This window comes from Rhizobium sp. L51/94 (assembly GCF_019355555.1).
GTDB classification, from domain to species: Bacteria; Pseudomonadota; Alphaproteobacteria; order Rhizobiales; family Rhizobiaceae; genus Rhizobium; species Rhizobium rhododendri.
Genome location: NZ_CP072141.1, coordinates 2328594 through 2349222 on the forward strand (window position 1 = coordinate 2328594; position 20629 = coordinate 2349222).

The 20629-nt window shown below is 58.8% G+C and carries 15 protein-coding genes; 11 read left to right on the plus strand and 4 right to left on the minus strand.

Going from position 1 to position 20629, the window contains the following annotated elements; all coding sequences use genetic code 11:
* Window positions 1-48 precede the first annotated feature (48 nt).
* Both amyA and J5274_RS11470 read right to left on the minus strand, forming a co-directional pair.
* Window positions 49-1533 carry an alpha-amylase gene (gene amyA / locus J5274_RS11465; protein WP_142822270.1) on the minus strand — a complete coding sequence of 495 codons (1485 nt, stop codon included), beginning with the start codon at window positions 1531-1533 and terminating at the stop codon, window positions 49-51.
* Between the two features lie 104 nt (window positions 1534-1637).
* A complete protein-coding gene (locus J5274_RS11470; RefSeq protein WP_142822271.1) occupies window positions 1638-2978 on the minus strand; it encodes an MFS transporter in 1341 nt (446 codons plus the stop codon).
* A gap of 493 nt (window positions 2979-3471) precedes the next feature.
* Between J5274_RS11470 and secE the strand changes: the two genes are divergently transcribed.
* The 8 genes from secE to rpoC all read left to right on the plus strand — a co-directional run bounded on the left by secE (window position 3472) and on the right by rpoC (window position 15617).
* Window positions 3472-3672: a preprotein translocase subunit SecE gene (gene secE / locus J5274_RS11475; RefSeq protein ID WP_111220666.1), complete on the plus strand. Its 201-nt coding sequence runs from the start codon at window positions 3472-3474 to the stop codon at window positions 3670-3672.
* An 18-nt stretch (window positions 3673-3690) separates the two neighbouring features.
* Window positions 3691-4221 carry a transcription termination/antitermination protein NusG gene (gene nusG, locus J5274_RS11480; protein WP_142822272.1) on the plus strand — a complete coding sequence of 177 codons (531 nt, stop codon included), beginning with the start codon at window positions 3691-3693 and terminating at the stop codon, window positions 4219-4221.
* Between the two features lie 176 nt (window positions 4222-4397).
* Window positions 4398-4826 carry a 50S ribosomal protein L11 gene (gene rplK / locus J5274_RS11485; protein ID WP_111220668.1) on the plus strand — a complete coding sequence of 143 codons (429 nt, stop codon included), beginning with the start codon at window positions 4398-4400 and terminating at the stop codon, window positions 4824-4826.
* Window positions 4827-4830: 4 nt separating this feature from the next.
* Window positions 4831-5526, plus strand: a complete 696-nt coding sequence (gene rplA, locus J5274_RS11490; protein WP_142822273.1) for a 50S ribosomal protein L1 — start codon at window positions 4831-4833, stop codon at window positions 5524-5526.
* A 335-nt stretch (window positions 5527-5861) separates the two neighbouring features.
* Entirely contained in the window at window positions 5862-6383 is a 522-nt protein-coding gene (rplJ, locus tag J5274_RS11495; protein WP_142822274.1) for a 50S ribosomal protein L10, read from the plus strand.
* Window positions 6384-6441: 58 nt separating this feature from the next.
* Complete coding sequence (rplL, locus tag J5274_RS11500) at window positions 6442-6819, plus strand: 50S ribosomal protein L7/L12 (protein ID WP_142822275.1); 378 nt, start codon at window positions 6442-6444, stop codon at window positions 6817-6819.
* Window positions 6820-7079: 260 nt separating this feature from the next.
* A complete protein-coding gene (gene rpoB / locus J5274_RS11505; RefSeq protein ID WP_142822276.1) occupies window positions 7080-11219 on the plus strand; it encodes a DNA-directed RNA polymerase subunit beta in 4140 nt (1379 codons plus the stop codon).
* A gap of 189 nt (window positions 11220-11408) precedes the next feature.
* Window positions 11409-15617, plus strand: a complete 4209-nt coding sequence (gene rpoC, locus J5274_RS11510) for a DNA-directed RNA polymerase subunit beta' (protein WP_142822277.1) — start codon at window positions 11409-11411, stop codon at window positions 15615-15617.
* Between the two features lie 277 nt (window positions 15618-15894).
* On the opposite strand, the gene J5274_RS11515 is transcribed toward rpoC, so the two are convergent.
* Both J5274_RS11515 and J5274_RS11520 read right to left on the minus strand, forming a co-directional pair.
* Window positions 15895-16605, minus strand: coding sequence for a phosphatase PAP2 family protein (locus tag J5274_RS11515; RefSeq protein WP_142822279.1), 711 nt, complete (start codon window positions 16603-16605; stop codon window positions 15895-15897).
* A 161-nt stretch (window positions 16606-16766) separates the two neighbouring features.
* Window positions 16767-17060, minus strand: coding sequence for a transcriptional regulator (locus J5274_RS11520; protein ID WP_142822280.1), 294 nt, complete (start codon window positions 17058-17060; stop codon window positions 16767-16769).
* Between the two features lie 506 nt (window positions 17061-17566).
* Here J5274_RS11520 and rpsL point away from each other — a divergent pair.
* The 3 genes from rpsL (at window position 17567) to fusA (ending at window position 20617) form a co-directional block, all read left to right on the plus strand.
* Window positions 17567-17938: a 30S ribosomal protein S12 gene (gene rpsL, locus J5274_RS11525; protein WP_003507760.1), complete on the plus strand. Its 372-nt coding sequence runs from the start codon at window positions 17567-17569 to the stop codon at window positions 17936-17938.
* A 78-nt stretch (window positions 17939-18016) separates the two neighbouring features.
* Complete coding sequence (gene rpsG / locus J5274_RS11530) at window positions 18017-18487, plus strand: 30S ribosomal protein S7 (RefSeq protein ID WP_111220676.1); 471 nt, start codon at window positions 18017-18019, stop codon at window positions 18485-18487.
* Window positions 18488-18517: 30 nt separating this feature from the next.
* A complete protein-coding gene (gene fusA / locus J5274_RS11535) occupies window positions 18518-20617 on the plus strand; it encodes an elongation factor G (RefSeq protein WP_142822281.1) in 2100 nt (699 codons plus the stop codon).
* The last annotated feature ends 12 nt before the right edge of the window (window positions 20618-20629 follow it).

Sequence of the window (20629 nt, forward strand, 5' to 3'; positions counted from 1 at the left end):
TTCATTGCGTGCGCTTTCACACGCAGTTCGCGGCCTGCCGGCGCTGCTCTAAAGCCTGTCCTCCCGGACCCAGACGCTGACGTTTCCGCCGTGCGTCGGAAACTGGCCCTTTCCGTCCTCGCCGACTTCTATCCTGTCGTCTCGTTGGCCAAGGAAATCCACGAACACGCCGCCGGCATGACCGGTGCCGAGCTCCACAGTCTTTTCGCCGGCCTCGCCATTCGAGAGGACCACCACGCAGCCCGGCGCATCGGCGGTACCGTGGCGCACAAAGCCGATGCAATTGGGATCGTCGAACAGGTCGGTCTGGGCGCCGTTGGCAAAGCGCTTCCTCGCTTCCACCAGTCGCGGCAGGCATTCGATCGCCGGCATGTCGACAGACCGCTCGTTGCCGTCCTTGTCATCCGTGTAGCTCGCGCCGTAGAGATCCGGATAGAAGACGCATGGTGTTCCCTGCTCACGAAGCAGGATGAGCGCGTAGGCAAGCGGCTTGAACCACGGCTCGACGGCCGCCTCGAGGGATTGCAGCGGCTGCGTATCGTGGTTGTCGACAAGGGTGACGGCGTGCTGGGGAAGGGCCGACACCAGCGATCCATCGAAGATCGTTCGCATGTCGAAATCGCCGCCCTGCTTCGACGCTTCGTGGAAGCGGTGGTGCAGCGCCACGTCGAACACCTGGAGTTGGTGGTCTACGAGCTCGAGATAGCTCTTCAGGACTTCCATGTCCGGATGCCAGTATTCGGCGACGACGAACAGGTCGCGGCCAGCGGTTTCCCTCATGTGCCCGACCCAGTCCCGGAAGAACCAGGCCGGAATGTGCTTCGCCGCATCCAGGCGGAACCCGTCTAGCGGTAGCTGCTCGGAGACCCAGCGGCCCCAGTATTTCAGCTCCTCATAGACGGCGTTGTTCCGGAATTCGACATTGGCGCCCATCAGGTAGTCGAAGTTGCCGTTTTCTTCGTCGACCTGCTCGTTCCATTCGCCGTCGCCATACTCGTTGACGAGCCGGAAGATGCCTTTTTCGTCAGGCTCCTCGGTGACATCGACGCCGCTGAAGCACTTCATATCCCAGATGAACTTGGAGTGCGCTCCATTGCGACCAGGGAAGGTGAAGCGTGTGTAGGCCAGCGCTTGGAATGCCTCGTCCTCGATCTGCGTTCTGTCCTCCGGATTGACGCGGCGAACCTTGACGCTTTCCTTTTCGTCGGCGCCCATCTTGTGGTTCAGCACGACGTCTAGGATGACGCAAACGCCGTTGGCTTTCAGGCTAGCGGCCGCGTTTTCGAGAGCGGCCCGGTCGCCGTATTTGGTCGCCACAGTGCCCTTTTGCTCGAACTCTCCCAGATCGAACAGATCGTAGGTGTCGTAACCGACAGAATAGCCGCCGGCGGCGCCCTTGTACGCTGGCGGCAACCAGACATCGGTAATGCCGATATTCGCAAGTCTTTCTGCCTTTTCAGCCACCTCGTTCCAGAGCCGGCCTCCGTCCGGATAGTACCAGTGAAAGAACTGCATCAGGGTGCGACCGGCCATGTTTTTCTATTTCCTCATGAATTGACGCGCCCATAACGGTCCGTCTCCAGATCTGTTCCGCTTCTTCGCGATGCAGGACGAAGTGCACCGCCCTGAAAGCGACCTCAGCGCGGCACAGTCTCGACATTCTTGCGGTCACCGGTCAGTGACAGCGCCAGCGCGGTGCAGATTGCGCCAGACAGCAGGTAGGCGCCGATTGCCCATATGCCGACATGGGTCGCCAGCGCGAGTACGATCAGGGGCGCAAACGCGGCACCCAGGAGCCAGGCGATATCGGAGGTGAACGCGGAGGCCGTGTAGCGAAATTGCGGTGCAAATCTGGTTGCAACGGCGCCGGACGATTGGCCGAAGGAAATGCCAAGCACGAAGAAACCGATCAGCAGGAAGACGTTCTGGCCGGCCTGCCCGAGTGTCAGCAGGAAGGGTGCTGCAAAAGCAAATATCGCGATTAGCAGCGCTCCCAGCAGCAGCTCGCGCGGCCGGCCGATCCGGTCGGCCAGCAAGCCGGAGAGGATGATGCCGACGACGGCAAACACCGATGCGCCAACCTGCCAGAGCAGCATATCGGCAGCACCGCGCCTGTCGGTGGCCACGCTCCAGCTCAGCGGAAAGATAGTCACGAGATAGATGGTCGCAAAAGCCGCGAGCGGCACGAAAGATCCGATCAGGATCTCGCGCCCTTGCGTGCGGATCGTCTCCAGCACCAGACGCGGCTGCAATTCACGCTCCAGCAGCGCCTGCTCGAAGGCCGGCGTCGCGACGATGCGAAGACGCGCAAAAAGGGCGACGACGTTGATGGCGAAGGCGACAAACAGCGGATAGCGCCATCCCCATGACAGGAAGTCATCGTCAGACAGGTTACCGACGAAATAGGCGAAGAGGACGGCGGCAAGAGCAAAGCCGATGGGCGCGCCGAGTTGCGGGATCATAGCGTACCATCCCCGCTGGTCTGCCGGTGCGTTCAAGGCGGAGAGCGAGGCCAGACCGTCCCAGGCTCCGCCGAGTGCGATCCCCTGAATAATCCGGAACGCCGCAAGCATGGCGATGACCGGCACGCCGAGCTCATCGTAGCTTGGCAGGAAGGCAACCGCTGCCGTCGATCCGCCAAGCAGGAATAGAGCAATGGTGAGTTTGGTGCCGCGACCATAGTTTCGGTCCACCCACATGAAGATGAGCGATCCGAACGGGCGGGCGATGAAGGCGAGCGAAAAGACGGCGAACGAGCAGAGGATCCTGTTCGTCTCGCCGTCGATGAAGGGGAACATCAGGCGGGGGAATACCAGAACCGATGCAATGCCGTAGACAAAGAAGTCGAAAAACTCAGACGTTCGCCCGATGATCACGCCGATGGAGACATTTGCCGGAGCGCTCGTCTCGCCGCGATGGAGGTCGCGGGCGTCTTCCTCCAGTGTCGATGACTTGGGGTTGGCATGATCTTGGCTCATCGTCGTCCCTCGCTCTTGCAGTCCGATATCAAGCCGCAACGCAGGCGGGCAAAATTGGTTGCGCACCATATCGAACAATATCTCTGCTTTTCACGCCAGCGCATCATTCGGTTCTACGAATGGAAGGCATCGCCGAGTAGGGGGCTTACGTGGGCGATCTGCAACCCAGGCTCTATTTCAGCGGGAAAGCACTTGAATGCCCGCAAGGTGGCGTGCTAAGGCACCCCAGCCGAAGCCGGCAGAGAATTCTCAAGGGGCTAATTTTAGCCGCGCCGGGGAGATCCTGCTGTTTAGGCCTGATAGATGCCGATCTGACCAGCGCGAAGGTTTCGCTGCTTCTCGGGTCGGTTTGCTGCATCTGCGGCAAAATTCGTGAGCGACTGATTCATCTCTTGTTAAAAAGGGAATCGGTCGTTATGTAAGGGTTCAACAGACACGCGGTGCGTGGGGCTGACTCGTTCAGCTTTACGCGCCGTAATTGCGTGGGCAGTCAATGGCATCCAAATCGAATCCGCTCGTGTTTCTCCGGCAGGTCCGCTCGGAGACAGCGAAAGTTACGTGGCCTTCGCGTCGTGAAACGGTGATCTCCACCGTCATGGTGCTGGTCATGGTGGTATTCGCGGCAATGTTTTTCTTTGCTGCCGACCAGCTTATTGGCTGGATTCTTGGTTACGTGCTGCAGGCCGGCAATTAATATCGAGTGGAGATGAAGATGGCGGCACGTTGGTACATCGTCCACGCTTATTCTAATTTTGAGAAGAAGGTTGCCGAGGATATCGAGAACAAGGCGCGTCAGAAGGGTCTGTCGCACCTGTTCGAGAAGATCCTCGTACCGACCGAAAAGGTGGTTGAAGTGCGCCGCGGCCGCAAGGTCGATGCAGAGCGCAAGTTCTTTCCGGGCTACGTCATGGTTCGGGCTAACCTGACCGACGAAGCCTATCACCTGATCAAGAATACGCCGAAGGTCACTGGCTTCCTCGGTTCCGACAACAAGCCGGTTCCGATCCCCGACAGCGAGGCTGATCGCATTCTCGGTCAGGTTCAGGAAGGTGTCGAGCGTCCGAAGGCCTCCATCTCGTTCGAGATCGGCGAGCAGGTTCGCGTTTCCGACGGTCCGTTCGCTTCTTTCAACGGCACGGTACAGGATGTCGATGAAGAGCGTTCGCGCCTCAAGGTGGAAGTCTCCATCTTCGGCCGCGCCACGCCGGTCGAACTCGAATACGCACAGGTCGAGAAGGTCTGAGTTTTTTAAATTCACCATCCGTCATTTGCGTGACGGATGGTGCGCGGCGTTTGCCGCAAGCGCGTGGAAGGGCAGGGCTCTAGCCGAACCTGACGTCCGTACCACGCAACCGCAGCCGCCGGAGCGATCCGGCATCAACGGCCGGGCAACCGGCCAACAGTGAAAGGCAGAGAGATATGGCTAAGAAAGTTGCAGGCCAGCTCAAGCTTCAGGTCAAGGCAGGATCGGCTAACCCGTCCCCGCCAATCGGCCCGGCGCTTGGTCAGCGTGGCGTAAACATCATGGAATTCTGCAAGGCGTTCAATGCCGCCACGCAGGAAATGGAAAAGGGCATGCCGATCCCGGTCGTCATCACCTACTACCAGGACAAGTCCTTCACCTTCATCATGAAGCAGCCGCCAGTCAGCTACTTCCTGAAGAAGGAAGCAAAGATCACTTCGGGATCGAAGCTGCCAGGCAAGACCAAGGCAGGCGAAATCTCCCGTGACCAGGTTCGCAGCATCGCTACGGCGAAGATGAAGGACCTGAACGCCGCGGATATCGAAGGTGCAATGGCCATGATCGAGGGCTCCGCCCGCGCTATGGGCCTGGAAGTGGTAGGTTAATCCGATGGTTGCGAAGCGCATCAAGAAAATCCGCGTCGGCGTCGATCCGACCCAGCTCTACGCTCTCGACCTCGCCATCGGCATGGTCAAGGAACGGGCTATCGCCAAGTTCGACGAAACTGTCGAAGTCTCCATGAACCTCGGCGTCGACCCACGTCACGCCGACCAGATGGTCCGTGGCGTCGTCAACCTGCCGAACGGCACCGGCCGTGACGTTCGCGTCGCCGTCTTCGCTCGTGGCGCAAAGGCTGACGAAGCTCGCGCAGCTGGCGCCGATGTCGTTGGCGCCGAAGACTTGGTCGAAATCGTCCAGGGCGGCAAGATCGACTTCGACCGTTGCATCGCAACGCCTGACATGATGCCGCTGGTCGGTCGTCTCGGCAAGGTTCTCGGCCCGCGCGGCATGATGCCTAACCCGAAGGTCGGCACCGTGACCATGGACGTCGCTGGCGCTGTCAAGGCATCCAAGGGCGGCGCTGTCGAGTTCCGCGTCGAGAAGGCTGGCATCGTCCACGCCGGCATCGGCAAGGCCTCGTTCGAGCCGAAGGCGCTGGAAGAAAACATCCGCGCATTCGCCGACGCCGTCATCAAGGCAAAGCCGGCTGGCGCCAAGGGCATTTATGTCAAGCGCGTCGCCATCTCTTCGACCATGGGCCCAGGCGTCCGTATCGAAGTTGCCTCGGTCACCGCACCGGTCTGATAATTCGGCCGGGCGCAAGTCCGGCCATCAAGAATTCCCGACCTCTCCGGAGGTTGGGATTTCCGGAGAAATCCGGAATTCCTGTCCGAGATTGCAGGTGGTTATCCCTTAATCACTGATGCCTGCATGAGACGGGTAAGACCCGAATTTGGATGAAGTTTTTGACTTCGATAAACTCGGTTCGAGCCTTGGATGCCTTGTGTTCTGCGATCCCCCGGGGTCCAGGCGCGAGGGGACAGGATCCTCAAGCGTCGCTTGGGATCTCATCGATCCCTTGAGGCAAAAGGCAACCCGGCAGGGCCGTCCTACACGGACCTGTCAACTGGAGAAAAGCAGTGGAAAAAGCGGAAAAGCGCGAATTCGTCACGGAACTGAACGGGGTCTTCCAGGCCGCCGGCTCAGTCGTCGTGGCCCACTATGCTGGTGTCACAGTCGCACAGATGAACGACTTCCGTTCGAAGATGCGCGCTGCTGGCGGCACCGTCAAAGTCGCGAAGAACCGCCTGGCCAAGATTGCTCTTCAGGGCACTGAGTCGGAAGGGATGTCTGATCTCTTCAAGGGTCAAACGCTGATCGCTTACAGCGCAGACCCGATTACGGCTCCTAAGGTACTCGTGGATTTTGCCAAGACCAATGACAAGATCATTGTTCTCGGTGGTTCCATGGGATCGACCACACTCAACGCGGACGCTGTCCGGTCGCTTGCGACCCTGCCTTCGCTTGATGAACTGCGTTCGAAGCTGCTGGCCATGATCCAGACCCCAGCTACCCGTATCGCAGGCGTCGTTGCAGCACCGGCAGCTCAGCTTGCTCGCGTGTTTGCCGCCTATGCCAAGAAGGACGAAGAAGCCGCTTGAGGCGGTTTTTCGCTGTTACATTAAACCAGATCGAACCGAATAAAAAAGGAACTATACCATGGCTGATCTCGCAAAGATCGTAGACGACCTTTCTGCTCTGACCGTTCTCGAAGCCGCTGAACTGTCGAAGCTCCTCGAAGAAAAGTGGGGCGTTTCCGCTGCTGCTCCGGTTGCTGCTGCAGCCGCTGCTGGCGGTGGCGCTGCTGCTGTCGTCGAAGAAGAAAAGACTGAGTTCGACGTCGTCCTCACGGACGTTGGCGCGAACAAGATCAACGTCATCAAGGAAGTCCGCGCAATCACAGGTCTCGGCCTGAAGGAAGCTAAGGACCTCGTTGAAGCCGCTCCTAAGGCTGTCAAGGAAGGCGTCAACAAGGCTGAAGCCGCTGACATCAAGAAGAAGCTCGAAGACGCCGGCGCTAAGGTCGACGTTAAGTAATCTTCAAACTGCGTTTGGGGGGTGGCTTCGTGCCGCCTCCCATTTGCCGTTTTTTCTGAACGCCTTACCTAAGGGCCGCATCTTCGGCTTTTCGGTAATGAGTTCTTCAAGAGGATAGTCTCCAGGCGAATACGACACGGCATCCGCGCCTGCGCATTCGAATGTGAGACGAGATTGAACCACTCATTGATAGACGGGATCGCCTGGCCAGCGGTTCCCGTCAGTTGCAGGCCCGGATGCAAGATTTTGAAGGAGCGACGATGGCTCAGACCCTTTCGTTCAACGGTCGTAGGCGCGTACGCAGATTTTTTGGTAAGATTCCTGAAGTTGCAGAGATGCCGAACCTCATTGAGGTTCAGAAGGCATCCTACGACCAGTTTTTGCTTGTTGATGAGCCCAAGGGCGGTCGCCCCGACGAGGGCCTTCAGTCGGTTTTCAAGTCGGTGTTCCCGATAACTGATTTTTCCGGCACCTCGATGCTTGAATTCGTCTCGTACGAATTCGAACCGCCGAAGTTCGACGTCGACGAATGCCGTCAGCGCGACCTGACCTACGCAGCGCCGCTGAAGGTGACGCTGCGCCTCATCGTGTTCGATATTGACGAAGATACGGGCGCGAAGTCCATCAAGGACATCAAGGAACAGTCGGTCTACATGGGCGACATGCCCCTGATGACCAATAACGGCACCTTTGTCGTCAACGGCACCGAGCGCGTCATCGTCTCGCAGATGCACCGTTCGCCAGGCGTGTTCTTCGACCATGACAAGGGCAAGAGCCACTCATCCGGCAAGCTGCTGTTTGCTGCCCGCGTCATCCCTTATCGCGGTTCCTGGCTCGATATCGAATTCGACGCCAAGGACATCGTCTACGCCCGTATCGACCGTCGCCGCAAGATCCCGGTAACGTCGCTGCTGATGGCGCTCGGCATGGACGGCGAAGAAATCCTCGAGACCTTCTACACCAAGTCGACCTATGAGCGCTCCGGCGACGGCTGGCGCATTCCGTTCATCGCCGAGACGCTGAAAGGCGCCAAGACGATCACCGACATGATCGATGCCGACACCGGCGAAGTCGTTGTCGAAGGCGGAAAGAAGCTGACCCCGCGCCTGCTCAAGCAGTTGACCGAGAAAGGCCTCAAGGCCCTCAAGGCGACCGACGAAGAGCTGTACGGCAACTTCCTCGCCGAAGACATCGTCAACTTCGAGACCGGCGAGATCTATCTCGAAGCCGGCGACGAACTCGACGAAAAGACGCTGCCGATCATCCTCAAGGCCGGTTTCAACGAGATCCCGGTTCTCGGTATCGACCACATCAACATCGGCGCCTACATCCGCAACACGCTCTCGGTCGACAAGAACGAGAACCGTCAGGATGCGCTGTTCGATATCTACCGCGTCATGCGTCCGGGCGAGCCGCCGACAATGGACTCGGCCGAAGCCATGTTCAACTCGCTGTTCTTCGACAGCGAGCGTTACGACCTGTCGGCTGTCGGCCGCGTCAAGATGAACATGCGTCTTGACCTCGAAGTCGAGGACACTGTCCGCACGCTGCGCAAGGAAGACATCCTCGCAGTCGTCAAGATGCTGGTCGAACTGCGCGACGGCAAGGGCGAAATCGACGACATCGACAACCTCGGTAACCGCCGTGTACGTTCGGTCGGCGAATTGATGGAAAATCAGTACCGCCTCGGCCTGCTTCGCATGGAGCGCGCTATCAAGGAACGCATGTCGTCGATCGAGATCGACACCGTCATGCCGCAGGACCTGATCAACGCCAAGCCAGCCGCTGCTGCCGTCCGCGAATTCTTCGGCTCCTCGCAGCTGTCGCAGTTCATGGACCAGGTGAACCCGCTCTCGGAAATCACCCACAAGCGCCGTCTCTCGGCTCTTGGACCGGGCGGTCTGACCCGCGAGCGCGCCGGCTTCGAAGTCCGCGACGTGCATCCGACCCACTACGGTCGTATTTGCCCGATCGAGACTCCGGAAGGCCCGAACATCGGTCTGATCAACTCGCTGGCCACCTTTGCCCGCGTCAACAAGTACGGCTTCATCGAAAGCCCTTACCGTAAGATCATCGACGGCAAGGTCACCTTCGAAGTGCTTTATCTCTCCGCCATGGAAGAGGCCAAGTACTACGTTGCCCAGGCCAACGCCGAAATGAACCCCGATGGCTCGTTTGCCGAAGAGTTCGTGGTTTGCCGTCATGCCGGCGAAGTCATGCTTGCTCCGCGCGACAACATCAACTTGATGGACGTCTCGCCGAAGCAGCTGGTTTCGGTCGCTGCCGCGCTGATCCCGTTCCTGGAAAACGACGACGCCAACCGCGCTCTGATGGGCTCGAACATGCAGCGTCAGGCCGTGCCTCTGCTGCGTGCCGAAGCTCCGTTCGTCGGCACCGGCATGGAGCCGATCGTTGCCCGTGACTCCGGCGCTGCCATCGGCGCCCGTCGTGGCGGCGTGGTCGACCAGGTGGATGCGACACGTATCGTTATCCGCGCTACGGAAGGCCTCGATGCTTCGAAGTCCGGCGTAGATATCTACCGCCTGATGAAGTTCCAGCGTTCGAACCAGAACACCTGCGTCAACCAGCGTCCGCTGGTCACCGTTGGTGACGTCGTCAACCGCGGCGACATCCTGGCCGACGGTCCTTCGACCGATCTCGGCGATCTGGCGCTCGGCCGGAACGTGCTCGTCGCGTTCATGCCATGGAACGGCTACAACTACGAAGACTCGATCCTGCTTTCCGAGCGTATCGTTGCTGACGACGTGTTCACCTCCATCCACATCGAAGAATTCGAAGTGATGGCGCGCGACACCAAGCTTGGTCCGGAAGAAATCACGCGCGACATTCCTAACGTATCGGAAGAAGCGCTGAAGAACCTCGACGAAGCCGGTATCGTCTACATCGGTGCCGAAGTGACGCCGGGCGACATTCTGGTCGGCAAGATCACACCGAAGGGCGAGAGCCCGATGACGCCGGAAGAAAAGCTTCTGCGCGCCATCTTCGGCGAGAAGGCCTCCGACGTTCGCGACACATCCATGCGGATGCCTCCGGGCACCTACGGTACCGTCGTTGAAGTTCGCGTTTTCAACCGCCACGGCGTTGAAAAGGACGAACGTGCGATGGCGATCGAGCGGGAAGAAATCGAACGTCTCGCCAAGGACCGCGACGACGAACAGGCGATCCTCGACCGTAACGTCTACGGCCGCCTGATAGAAAACCTGCGCGGTCAGGTGTCGGTTGCCGGTCCAAAGGGCTTCAAGAAGGGCGTCGAGCTCTCCAACGCCGTCATCTCCGAATATCCCCGCTCGCAGTGGTGGATGTTTGCAGTCGAGGACGAGCGGATCCAGGGCGAAGTCGAAGCGCTCCGTGGCCAGTACGACGAATCCAAGTCGCGCCTTGAACAGCGCTTCATGGACAAGGTCGAAAAGGTCCAGCGCGGCGACGAAATGCCTCCGGGCGTCATGAAGATGGTCAAGGTCTTCGTCGCTGTTAAGCGCAAGATCCAGCCAGGCGACAAGATGGCTGGCCGTCACGGCAACAAGGGCGTTGTTTCGCGCATCTTGCCGGTTGAGGACATGCCTTTCCTCGAAGACGGTACGCATGTCGACATCGTGCTGAACCCGCTCGGCGTTCCGTCGCGCATGAACGTTGGCCAGATCCTCGAAACCCATCTGGGTTGGGCCTGCGCCGGCATGGGTCGCCAGATCGGCGATCTTCTGGAAGCCTACAAGGCAGGTGGCGATATCGCGCCGCTGCGCAAGACGATCGACGACGTCGTCGGCTCTGGTCCGAAGGGCGACGAAGTCAGGGAGTACGACGACGAGTCCGTCGTTCGCCTGGCCGATCAGTGGAAGCGCGGCGTATCGATTGCAACGCCTGTATTCGACGGTGCCCATGAAGCCGACGTCAACGACATGCTGCGTCTTGCCGGTCTCAAGGAAAGCGGCCAGTCGACGCTTTACGACGGACGTACAGGTGAACAGTTCGACCGTCAGGTGACAGTCGGCTACATCTATATGTTGAAGCTGAACCACTTGGTCGACGACAAGATCCATGCCCGTTCGATCGGTCCTTACTCGCTCGTGACCCAGCAGCCGCTGGGTGGCAAGGCGCAGTTCGGCGGTCAGCGCTTCGGGGAAATGGAAGTCTGGGCACTGGAAGCATACGGTGCGGCATACACGCTGCAGGAAATGCTGACGGTGAAGTCGGACGACGTGGCCGGGCGTACCAAGGTTTACGAAGCGATCGTCCGTGGCGACGATACCTTCGAGGCCGGTATTCCGGAAAGCTTCAACGTTCTCGTCAAGGAAATGCGTTCGCTGGGTCTGAGCGTCGAGCTGGAGAATTCCAAGCTCGAGGATCTGCAGCCAGTGCAGTTGCCGGACGCGGCCGAATAACAATCGATAAGGTGCGCGCTGCCTTAGGCAGCGCGCATCGTCCCTCCGCCATCACGTTTTCGTTTGGCCTGGCAGGGACGATTCCGCCGCAATCTGCGGTTATTGTCGTTTTAAGGCGTCAGTCCGGTTCCCGGGAATTTTCCGGTACTGATCGCATTTGGGGGCGTTTCGCCCAAGAAGGAGACAGGCATGAACCAAGAGGTCATGAATCTTTTCAATCCGCAGGTGCCTGCACAGAACTTCGATTCAATTCGAATTTCCATCGCATCGCCGGAGAAGATCCTCTCCTGGTCGTACGGCGAGATCAAGAAGCCAGAAACAATCAACTATCGTACGTTCAAGCCTGAACGCGATGGTCTGTTCTGCGCGCGGATCTTCGGACCGATCAAGGACTACGAATGCTTGTGCGGCAAGTACAAGCGCATGAAGTACAAGGGCATCATCTGCGAAAAGTGCGGCGTCGAAGTCACGCTGTCGCGCGTTCGGCGCGAGCGCATGGGTCATATCGAACTGGCTGCACCCGTTGCCCACATCTGGTTCCTGAAGTCGCTGCCATCGCGCATCTCGACGCTGCTCGACATGACGTTGAAAGACGTTGAACGCGTCCTGTACTTCGAAAACTATATCGTCACCGAGCCAGGCCTGACTGCTCTGAAAGAGCATCACATGCTCTCGGAAGAAGAGTACATGCTTGCCGTTGACGAATACGGCGAAGACCAGTTCACTGCGATGATCGGCGCCGAAGCCATCTTCGAATTGCTGGCATCCATGGATCTCGAAAAGATCGCCGGCGATCTGCGCCAGGATCTTGCCGACACCACGTCGGACCTGAAGCAGAAGAAGCTGATGAAGCGTCTCAAGATCGTTGAGAACTTCATGGAATCCGGCAATCGCCCGGAATGGATGATCATGAAGATCGTTCCCGTGATCCCGCCGGACCTGCGTCCGCTGGTACCGCTGGACGGCGGTCGCTTTGCGACCTCCGACCTGAACGATCTGTATCGCCGCGTCATCAACCGCAACAACCGCCTGAAGCGCCTGATCGAGCTTCGTGCGCCTGGCATCATCATCCGCAACGAAAAGCGCATGCTGCAGGAATCCGTCGATGCGCTGTTCGACAACGGCCGTCGCGGTCGCGTCATCACGGGTGCCAACAAGCGTCCGCTGAAGTCGCTCTCCGACATGCTGAAGGGCAAGCAGGGTCGTTTCCGCCAGAACCTTCTCGGTAAGCGCGTCGACTATTCCGGCCGTTCGGTTATCGTCACCGGTCCGGAACTGAAGCTCCACCAGTGCGGCCTGCCGAAGAAGATGGCGCTCGAACTGTTCAAGCCGTTCATCTACGCCCGTCTCGACGCCAAGGGTTACTCCTCGACCGTCAAGCAGGCGAAGAAGCTGGTCGAGAAGGAAAAGCCGGAAGTCTGGGATATCCTCGACGAGGTCATCCGCGAGCACCCGGTTCTCTTGAACCGCGCTCCGACGCTTCACCGTCTCGGCATCCAGGCGTTTGAGCCCATGCTGGTCGAAGGCAAGGCCATCCAGCTGCATCCGCTCGTCTGCACGGCCTTCAACGCCGACTTCGACGGCGACCAGATGGCCGTTCACGTGCCGCTCTCGCTGGAAGCCCAGCTTGAAGCACGCGTCCTGATGATGTCGACCAACAACATCCTGCACCCTGCAAACGGCGCACCGATCATCGTGCCGTCGCAGGACATGGTTCTCGGCCTCTACTATCTGTCGATCATGAACCAGAACGAGCCGGGCGAAGGCATGGCCTTCTCGGATCTCGGCGAGCTGCATCATGCCCTTGAAAACAAGGTCGTCACGCTGCACTCCAAGGTGCGTGGCCGCTTCAAGTCGATCGACGAAGAGGGCAAGCCTTACTCTAAGATCTATGAAACGACGCCTGGCCGCATGCTCATCGGCGAACTTCTGCCAAAGGCATTCAAGGTTCCTTACGAAACCTGCAACCAGGAAATGACCAAGAAGAACATCTCCAAGATGATCGACACGGTCTATCGTCACTGCGGCCAGAAGGACACGGTCATTTTCTGCGACCGTATCATGCAGCTCGGCTTCGCTCACGCCTGCCGCGCCGGCATCTCGTTCGGCAAGGACGACATGGTCATTCCGGAAACCAAGGCCAAGATCGTCGGTGACACCGAAAGCCTGGTGAAGGAATACGAACAGCAGTACAATGACGGCCTGATTACCCAGGGCGAAAAGTACAACAAGGTCGTAGACGCATGGGGCAAGGCTACCGAAAAGGTCGCTGAAGACATGATGGCCCGGATCAAGGCCGTCGAGTTCGATGAGGCTACCGGTCGCCAGAAGCCGATGAACGCGATTTACATGATGTCCCACTCCGGTGCCCGCGGTTCTCCGAACCAGATGCGCCAGCTGGGTGGTATGCGCGGCCTGATGGCTAAGCCTTCGGGCGAAATCATCGAGACGCCGATCATCTCGAACTTCAAGGAAGGCCTGACCGTTAACGAGTACTTCAACTCGACCCACGGCGCCCGCAAGGGTCTTGCAGACACCGCCCTGAAGACAGCCAACTCCGGTTACCTGACGCGCCGTCTCGTTGACGTTGCGCAGGATTGCATCGTCACGCACGTCGATTGCGGTACAGAATCGGGCCTCACCATGACCGCCATCGTCGATGCCGGTCAGGTGGTTGCCTCCATCGGTGCCCGTATCCTCGGTCGTACGGCGCTGGACGATATCGATCACCCGGTCACGGGCGAGCGCATCGTCGATGCCGGCAAGATGATCCTCGAGCCAGATGTCATCGAGATCGAAAAGGCCGGCATCCAGTCGATCCGTATTCGTTCTGCCCTGACCTGCGAAATCCAGACGGGCGTTTGCGGCGTCTGCTACGGCCGAGATCTCGCCCGTGGTACGCCGGTCAACATCGGTGAAGCTGTCGGCGTCATCGCCGCGCAGTCGATCGGTGAACCAGGCACCCAGCTGACCATGCGTACCTTCCACTTGGGCGGCACGGCCACCGTGGTCGACCAGTCGTTCCTCGAAGCGTCCTACGAAGGTACGGCGCAGCTGAAGAACCGCAACATGCTGCGCAACTCTGACGGCGTTCTCGTCGCCATGGGCCGCAATATGACGATCCAGATCCTTGACGAACGCGGTGTCGAGCGCTCCTCGCAGCGCGTCGCCTACGGTTCGAAGATCTATGTGGATGACGGTGACAAGGTTCGTCGTGGACAGCGCCTCGCAGAGTGGGACCCCTACACACGTCCGATCATGACGGAACTGGCTGGTACGGTTCAGTTCGAAGACGTTGTCGACGGTCTGTCCGTTCTGGAAGCCACCGACGAAGCGACCGGCATCACCAAGCGTCAGGTCATCGACTGGCGTTCGACCCCACGCGGTTCGGACCTCAAGCCGGCGATCGTCATCAAGGACGCCAGCGGCAATGTTGCAAAACTGCCCCGCGGTACGGATGCCCGCTTCTTCCTCTCCGTCGATGCGATCCTTTCGGTCGAGCCCGGCCAGAAAGTATCCCAGGGTGACGTTCTTGCCCGCTCGCCGCTGGAAAGCGCCAAGACCAAGGACATCACCGGCGGTCTGCCGCGCGTCGCCGAATTGTTCGAAGCCCGTCGTCCGAAGGACCACGCTGTCATCGCCGAAATCGATGGCACGATCCGTCTCGGCCGCGACTACAAGAACAAGCGTCGCGTTATCATCGAGCCTGCGGAAGACGGCGTCGAGCCAGTCGAATACCTGATCCCGAAGGGCAAGCCCTTCCATCTTCAGGACGGCGACTACATCGAAAAGGGTGATTACATCCTCGACGGTAACCCGGCACCGCACGACATCCTGGCGATCAAGGGCGTCGAGGCACTTGCCTCGTACCTGGTCAACGAAATCCAGGAAGTCTATCGTCTGCAGGGCGTTGTCATCAACGACAAGCACATCGAAGTGATTGTTCGTCAGATGCTGCAGAAGGTGGAAATCACCGATGCGGGAGACAGCCACTATATCGTCGGCGACAACGTCGACCGTATCGAGCTGGAAGACAACAACGACCGCTTGATCGAGGAAGGCAAGAAGCCTGCTTACGGCGATCCGGTTCTGCTCGGCATCACAAAGGCGTCGCTGCAGACGCCGTCCTTCATCTCCGCCGCGTCCTTCCAGGAAACGACGAAGGTGCTGACGGAGGCTGCAATCGCCGGCAAGACCGATGGCCTGCAGGGCCTGAAGGAAAACGTCATCGTCGGCCGCCTCATCCCGGCCGGTACCGGTGGTACAATGACGCAGATCCGCCGCATCGCCACGGCGCGCGACGAACTGATCCTCGAAGAGCGCCGCAAGGGCTCCGGATCGGCCGTCGCCACGCCGATGCTGCAGAACCTCAACGAAAAGGCCCCAGCCGCCGAGTAATCGGCGACAGGGTCCAGACACAAAAACACCGCCCGGAGCGATCCGGGCGGTGTTTTGCGTTTTCGTGTTCGCTTAATGACGCGGCAGAGATTGGTAGCGTTGGGGTATCAGGCCAACTCCGCCGTCATCCTCGGGCTTGTCCCGAGGATCTGCAATGATTTGAAATCGCCGGTAGATTGGATCCTCGGGACAAGCCCGAGGATGACGGACGGTGCTGATGATAAAAGAAAGGGCTGCCCGGTTTGCCGGCGGCCCAATCACATAAACTTCGGCTATCTCACATGCCGAGCGCGGTACGCAACTCGGCCTTGGCCGCTTCGAATTCCGTCTTGTAGTCGTCATGAGTCATGATCGTCGATGCGATGACCGTGCCGGAGATGCGGCCGGCTTCGATATCGGTGGCGTAATGGATACCGCCAACCATGCGGTTATGGCCATATTCCCAGGCGCGGGCCATCAGCGCGGCTTTCTTTTCCGGCAGCATGTTGGAAAGCACGATCCCCATCAGGGTGCCGATTGTCGTATGGCCGGATGGATAGGAGCCGGACTTCGACAGCGGCACGACCGGGTGCACGAGATCGCTGTAGAGATGCGGGCGAGGGCGGTTCCAGACCTTCTTGGCGGGATCGGTGACAGCGCCTTCGGTTTCGACGATGCGATCGAAGAAGGCCGTGAACTTCGGCAGGTTTTCCTTGGTGAACTTCGGGCTGTCGATGACATCGGCAAAGCGCCAGACATTTTCCTCCGCGTCGGCAACGGCGCGAGCCGACTGCTCCGGTGTGCGGGTAACCTGAAGGGTCAGGATCTCGGCGAGCTCGGCCCTCATCTGGGCAGAGTCATTGGCCGGTGGCGGTGGTAGCAGCACCAGGAGGTTGACCTCAGTGGCGTCGGTAAACGGCTTGGCCTTGGCATCCTCGGCAAACGAGGGCAGGGCGATACCGATGGTGAAGGCAAGGCTGATGGCGCAGATCTTGGCAAAGTGTTGCATGGTGGCTCCCCTGATGCAGTGACACGCTGCGCAGGTATCAAGGGAGTGTTTTAGCTGTGTGACAGTTTTGTTGGGGGATGGTAGCGGGCAAGATAGATCGGACGCTAGGATACGCATAGCCCCTTAAATCAGGACCTTCAGCGCATCCGGCTCCATTGCATTCACCTGAATCGGATAATCGCCACTTCGCCTTCGAGCGCACCGTTGTAGGCCGATGCGTGGGGCTCCTCGGTGGGGACTTCCGTGAGCATGCCGATCTGGTCGAGATCGGCTTCGACGAAGCCTTCTTCGGAGAGGGCGTTCAGCGCCTCGCGCACGGCGGTGTCGTCGTCTGCTGCCCGCAGCATGACATGCAGTTCGACACCTTCGCCGCCATCGGTCTCGTAGCCCTTGCCGATGATGATGAAAACCATCGGGCCGTCATAGTTGTTGTCGTTGTCCGGATTGGTGATCATCGGGAAGTTCCTCAGGCGAGTCGATTCGATCTTGCGAATCTAGGGTTGCTGTAGCCCTGGCGTGCACGGCTGGTTGTCGATTCCTTATAGGCTTTCGATGCCATGCCAAAGTCTATCTTGTCACGGGAACCGCATTTCCCCTATAATTGGCCTCTAAAGCGCTGCTTTCCAGGGGTTTGGCGAGCGACGCGTCAAGATAATTTTGCGTCCGGCCTTGACGAAAGGCCTTGAAGCCAGTAGTACCCGCCCCATCAGAACAGATGTGAGGCATGGCTGTTCGGAGCGACACGCTCTGGAGATCACCTCAAACAAGGTTCTAAACGCACGTTGAATACAGGTTTTCCGCACGCATGACGCCATAGACTGGCGTCCTCTGCTTTGATGTGGTCCATCCGTGAAAGCGGGTCGGGCCACGCTTTGTGCATTACCGATACGTGTGGTGCTGCCGGAAACGGCGAATGTTATGCCCGCAAGGGTGTTGAGACAAGATTTTAAGGGATGGTTGAATGCCTACCGTAAACCAGCTGATCCGCAAGCCTCGCCAGGCACAGGTAAAGCGCAATAAGGTTCCTGCACTCCAGGAAAACCCGCAGAAGCGTGGCGTTTGCACACGCGTTTACACGACGACCCCGAAGAAGCCTAACTCGGCTCTGCGTAAGGTTGCCAAGATCCGCCTGACCAATGGCTTCGAAGTCATCGGCTACATTCCTGGTGAAGGCCATAACCTTCAGGAACACTCTGTCGTCATGATCCGTGGCGGCCGCGTAAAGGATTTGCCGGGCGTTCGTTACCACATCATCCGCGGCGTTCTCGATACCCAGGGTGTCAAGAACCGCAAGCAGCGCCGTTCCAAGTATGGCGCAAAGCGTCCGAAGTAATTTCGGGTTCAGAATTTAAGGTGCTGCGCGAGGTTCTCCGCGTGATAAGGCGCCGGCAACATTTGAAGAGACAAAACTATGTCAAGACGTCACAAAGCTGAAAAGCGCGAGATCAACCCGGACCCTAAGTTCGGCGATCTGATCGTTACGAAGTTCATGAATGCGATCATGCTGCACGGCAAGAAGTCGGTCGCTGAAACGATCGTTTACGGCGCGTTCGAAAACGTACAGGGCAAGTCCAAGCAGGACCCGCTCGTCGTGTTCCACTCTGCGCTCGACAACATCGCTCCGCACGTCGAAGTCCGTTCGCGCCGCGTCGGTGGTGCGACATACCAGGTTCCTGTTGACGTGCGCCCAGAGCGCCGCCAGGCACTTGCTATCCGCTGGCTGATCACTGCTGCCCGCAAGCGTAACGAAACCACCATGGTCGACCGTCTCTCGGGCGAACTGCTGGACGCCTCCAACAACCGTGGCAGCGCCGTCAAGAAGCGCGAAGACACGCACAAGATGGCTGATGCCAACCGTGCGTTCTCGCACTATCGCTGGTAATCTCGAACGGTATCCGAAAGGCAGTCCATTATGGCTCGCGAATATAAAATCGAAGACTACCGCAATTTCGGTATCATGGCGCATATCGACGCCGGCAAGACCACGACCACCGAGCGTATTCTTTATTACACCGGCAAGTCGCACAAGATCGGCGAAGTTCACGACGGCGCAGCCACGATGGACTGGATGGAGCAGGAACAGGAACGTGGGATCACGATCACCTCTGCTGCTACCACGACCTACTGGAAGGGTCGCGACGGCAAGACCCGCCGCTTCAACATCATCGATACTCCCGGCCACGTCGACTTCACGATTGAAGTCGAGCGTTCGCTGCGCGTACTCGACGGTGCGATTGCTCTTCTCGATGCCAACGCCGGTGTAGAGCCGCAGACGGAAACCGTCTGGCGTCAGGCTGAGAAGTACAATGTTCCGCGGATGATCTTCTGCAACAAGATGGACAAGACCGGCGCCGATTTCTATCGCTCGGTCGAGATGATCAAGACCCGTCTGGGTGCGATCGCTGTCGTCATGCAGCTGCCAATCGGCGCCGAAAGCGATTTCATCGGCGTTATCGATCTGGTCGAGATGAACGCCCTGATCTGGCGCGACGAGTCGCTCGGCGCCCAGTGGGATGTCACCGAGATTCCGGAAGACATGAAGGCCAAGGCGCAGGAATATCGCGAAAAGATGATCGAACAGGTCGTCGATATCGATGAAGCTGCTACGGAAGCCTATCTCGAAGGCATCATGCCTGACAACGAGAAGATCCGCGAACTCGTTCGTCGCGGCACCATCGACGTCAAGTTCCATCCGATGTTCTGCGGCACGGCCTTCAAGAACAAGGGCGTTCAGCCTTTGCTCGACGCCGTTGTCGACTACCTGCCTTCGCCGCTCGACATCCCGTCGATCGCCGGCATCGACGTGAAGACCGAAGCCGAAATCGCCCGTCATCCTTCGGATGAAGAGCCGCTTTCGATGCTCGCCTTCAAGATCATGAACGACCCCTTCGTCGGTTCGCTCACCTTCGCCCGTATCTACTCCGGCAAGCTCACTAAGGGCACCGCGGTCATGAACACGGTCAAGGAAAAGCGCGAGCGCATCGGCCGCATGCTGCAGATGCACTCGAATTCCCGTGAAGACATCGAAGAAGCTTTCGCTGGCGACATCGTTGCTCTCGCAGGCCTCAAGGAAACCACGACCGGCGACACGCTCTGCGATCCGCTGCACCAGGTTATCCTCGAGCGCATGGAATTCCCCGAGCCGGTCATCCAGATCGCCATCGAGCCGAAGACCAAGGGCGACCAGGAAAAGATGGGCCTCGCGCTCAACCGCCTGGCTGCTGAAGATCCTTCTTTCCGCGTCAAGACGGACGAAGAATCGGGCCAGACTATCATTGCCGGCATGGGCGAATTGCACCTCGACATCCTCGTCGACCGCATGCGCCGCGAATTCAAGGTAGAAGCCACCGTCGGCGCGCCGCAGGTTGCCTACCGCGAAACCATCACGAAGAAGCACGAGGAAGACTACACGCACAAGAAGCAGTCCGGCGGTACTGGCCAGTTCGCGCGCGTCAAGATCGTCTTCGAACCGAACCCTGATGGCGACGAATTCAAGTTCGAATCCAAGATCGTTGGTGGCTCTATTCCGAAGGAATACATCCCAGGCGTTCAGAAGGGCATCGAAAGCGTTATGTCGTCCGGTCCGCTGGCTGGCTTCCCGATGCTGGGCGTCAAGGCTACCCTCATCGACGGTGCCTTCCATGACGTCGACTCCTCGGTCCTCGCGTTCGAAATCGCCTCCCGCGCCTGCTTCCGTGAAGCAGCAAAGAAGGCCGGTGCTCAGCTTCTCGAGCCAATGATGAAGGTCGAAGTTGTTACGCCCGAAGATTATGTCGGCGACGTTATCGGCGACCTGAACTCGCGTCGTGGCCAGATCCAGGGCCAGGAAAGCCGCGGTATTGCCGTTGTCATCAATGCCAACGTGCCGCTCGCGAACATGTTCAAATACGTCGACAACCTGCGCTCCATGTCCCAGGGCCGTGCGCAGTACACGATGACCTTCGACCATTATTCGCCGGTTCCGTCGAACGTAGCCACTGAAATCCAGGCAAAGTATTCCGGTCAGAAATAACCGGAATACCAA

Bases quoted from the DNA above. Each gene is read 5' to 3' on its own strand.
- amyA (WP_142822270.1), bottom strand. From the start codon at position 1,533: ATGGCCGGTCGCACCCTGATGCAGTTCTTTCACTGGTACTATCCGGAC.
- J5274_RS11470 (WP_142822271.1), bottom strand. From the start codon at position 2,978: ATGAGCCAAGATCATGCCAACCCCAAGTCATCGACACTGGAGGAAGAC.
- secE (WP_111220666.1), top strand. From the start codon at position 3,472: ATGGCATCCAAATCGAATCCGCTCGTGTTTCTCCGGCAGGTCCGCTCG.
- nusG (WP_142822272.1), top strand. From the start codon at position 3,691: ATGGCGGCACGTTGGTACATCGTCCACGCTTATTCTAATTTTGAGAAG.
- rplK (WP_111220668.1), top strand. From the start codon at position 4,398: ATGGCTAAGAAAGTTGCAGGCCAGCTCAAGCTTCAGGTCAAGGCAGGA.
- rplA (WP_142822273.1), top strand. From the start codon at position 4,831: ATGGTTGCGAAGCGCATCAAGAAAATCCGCGTCGGCGTCGATCCGACC.
- rplL (WP_142822275.1), top strand. From the start codon at position 6,442: ATGGCTGATCTCGCAAAGATCGTAGACGACCTTTCTGCTCTGACCGTT.
- rpoB (WP_142822276.1), top strand. From the start codon at position 7,080: ATGGCTCAGACCCTTTCGTTCAACGGTCGTAGGCGCGTACGCAGATTT.
- rpoC (WP_142822277.1), top strand. From the start codon at position 11,409: ATGAACCAAGAGGTCATGAATCTTTTCAATCCGCAGGTGCCTGCACAG.
- J5274_RS11515 (WP_142822279.1), bottom strand. From the start codon at position 16,605: ATGCAACACTTTGCCAAGATCTGCGCCATCAGCCTTGCCTTCACCATC.
- J5274_RS11520 (WP_142822280.1), bottom strand. From the start codon at position 17,060: ATGATCACCAATCCGGACAACGACAACAACTATGACGGCCCGATGGTT.
- rpsL (WP_003507760.1), top strand. From the start codon at position 17,567: ATGCCTACCGTAAACCAGCTGATCCGCAAGCCTCGCCAGGCACAGGTA.
- rpsG (WP_111220676.1), top strand. From the start codon at position 18,017: ATGTCAAGACGTCACAAAGCTGAAAAGCGCGAGATCAACCCGGACCCT.
- fusA (WP_142822281.1), top strand. From the start codon at position 18,518: ATGGCTCGCGAATATAAAATCGAAGACTACCGCAATTTCGGTATCATG.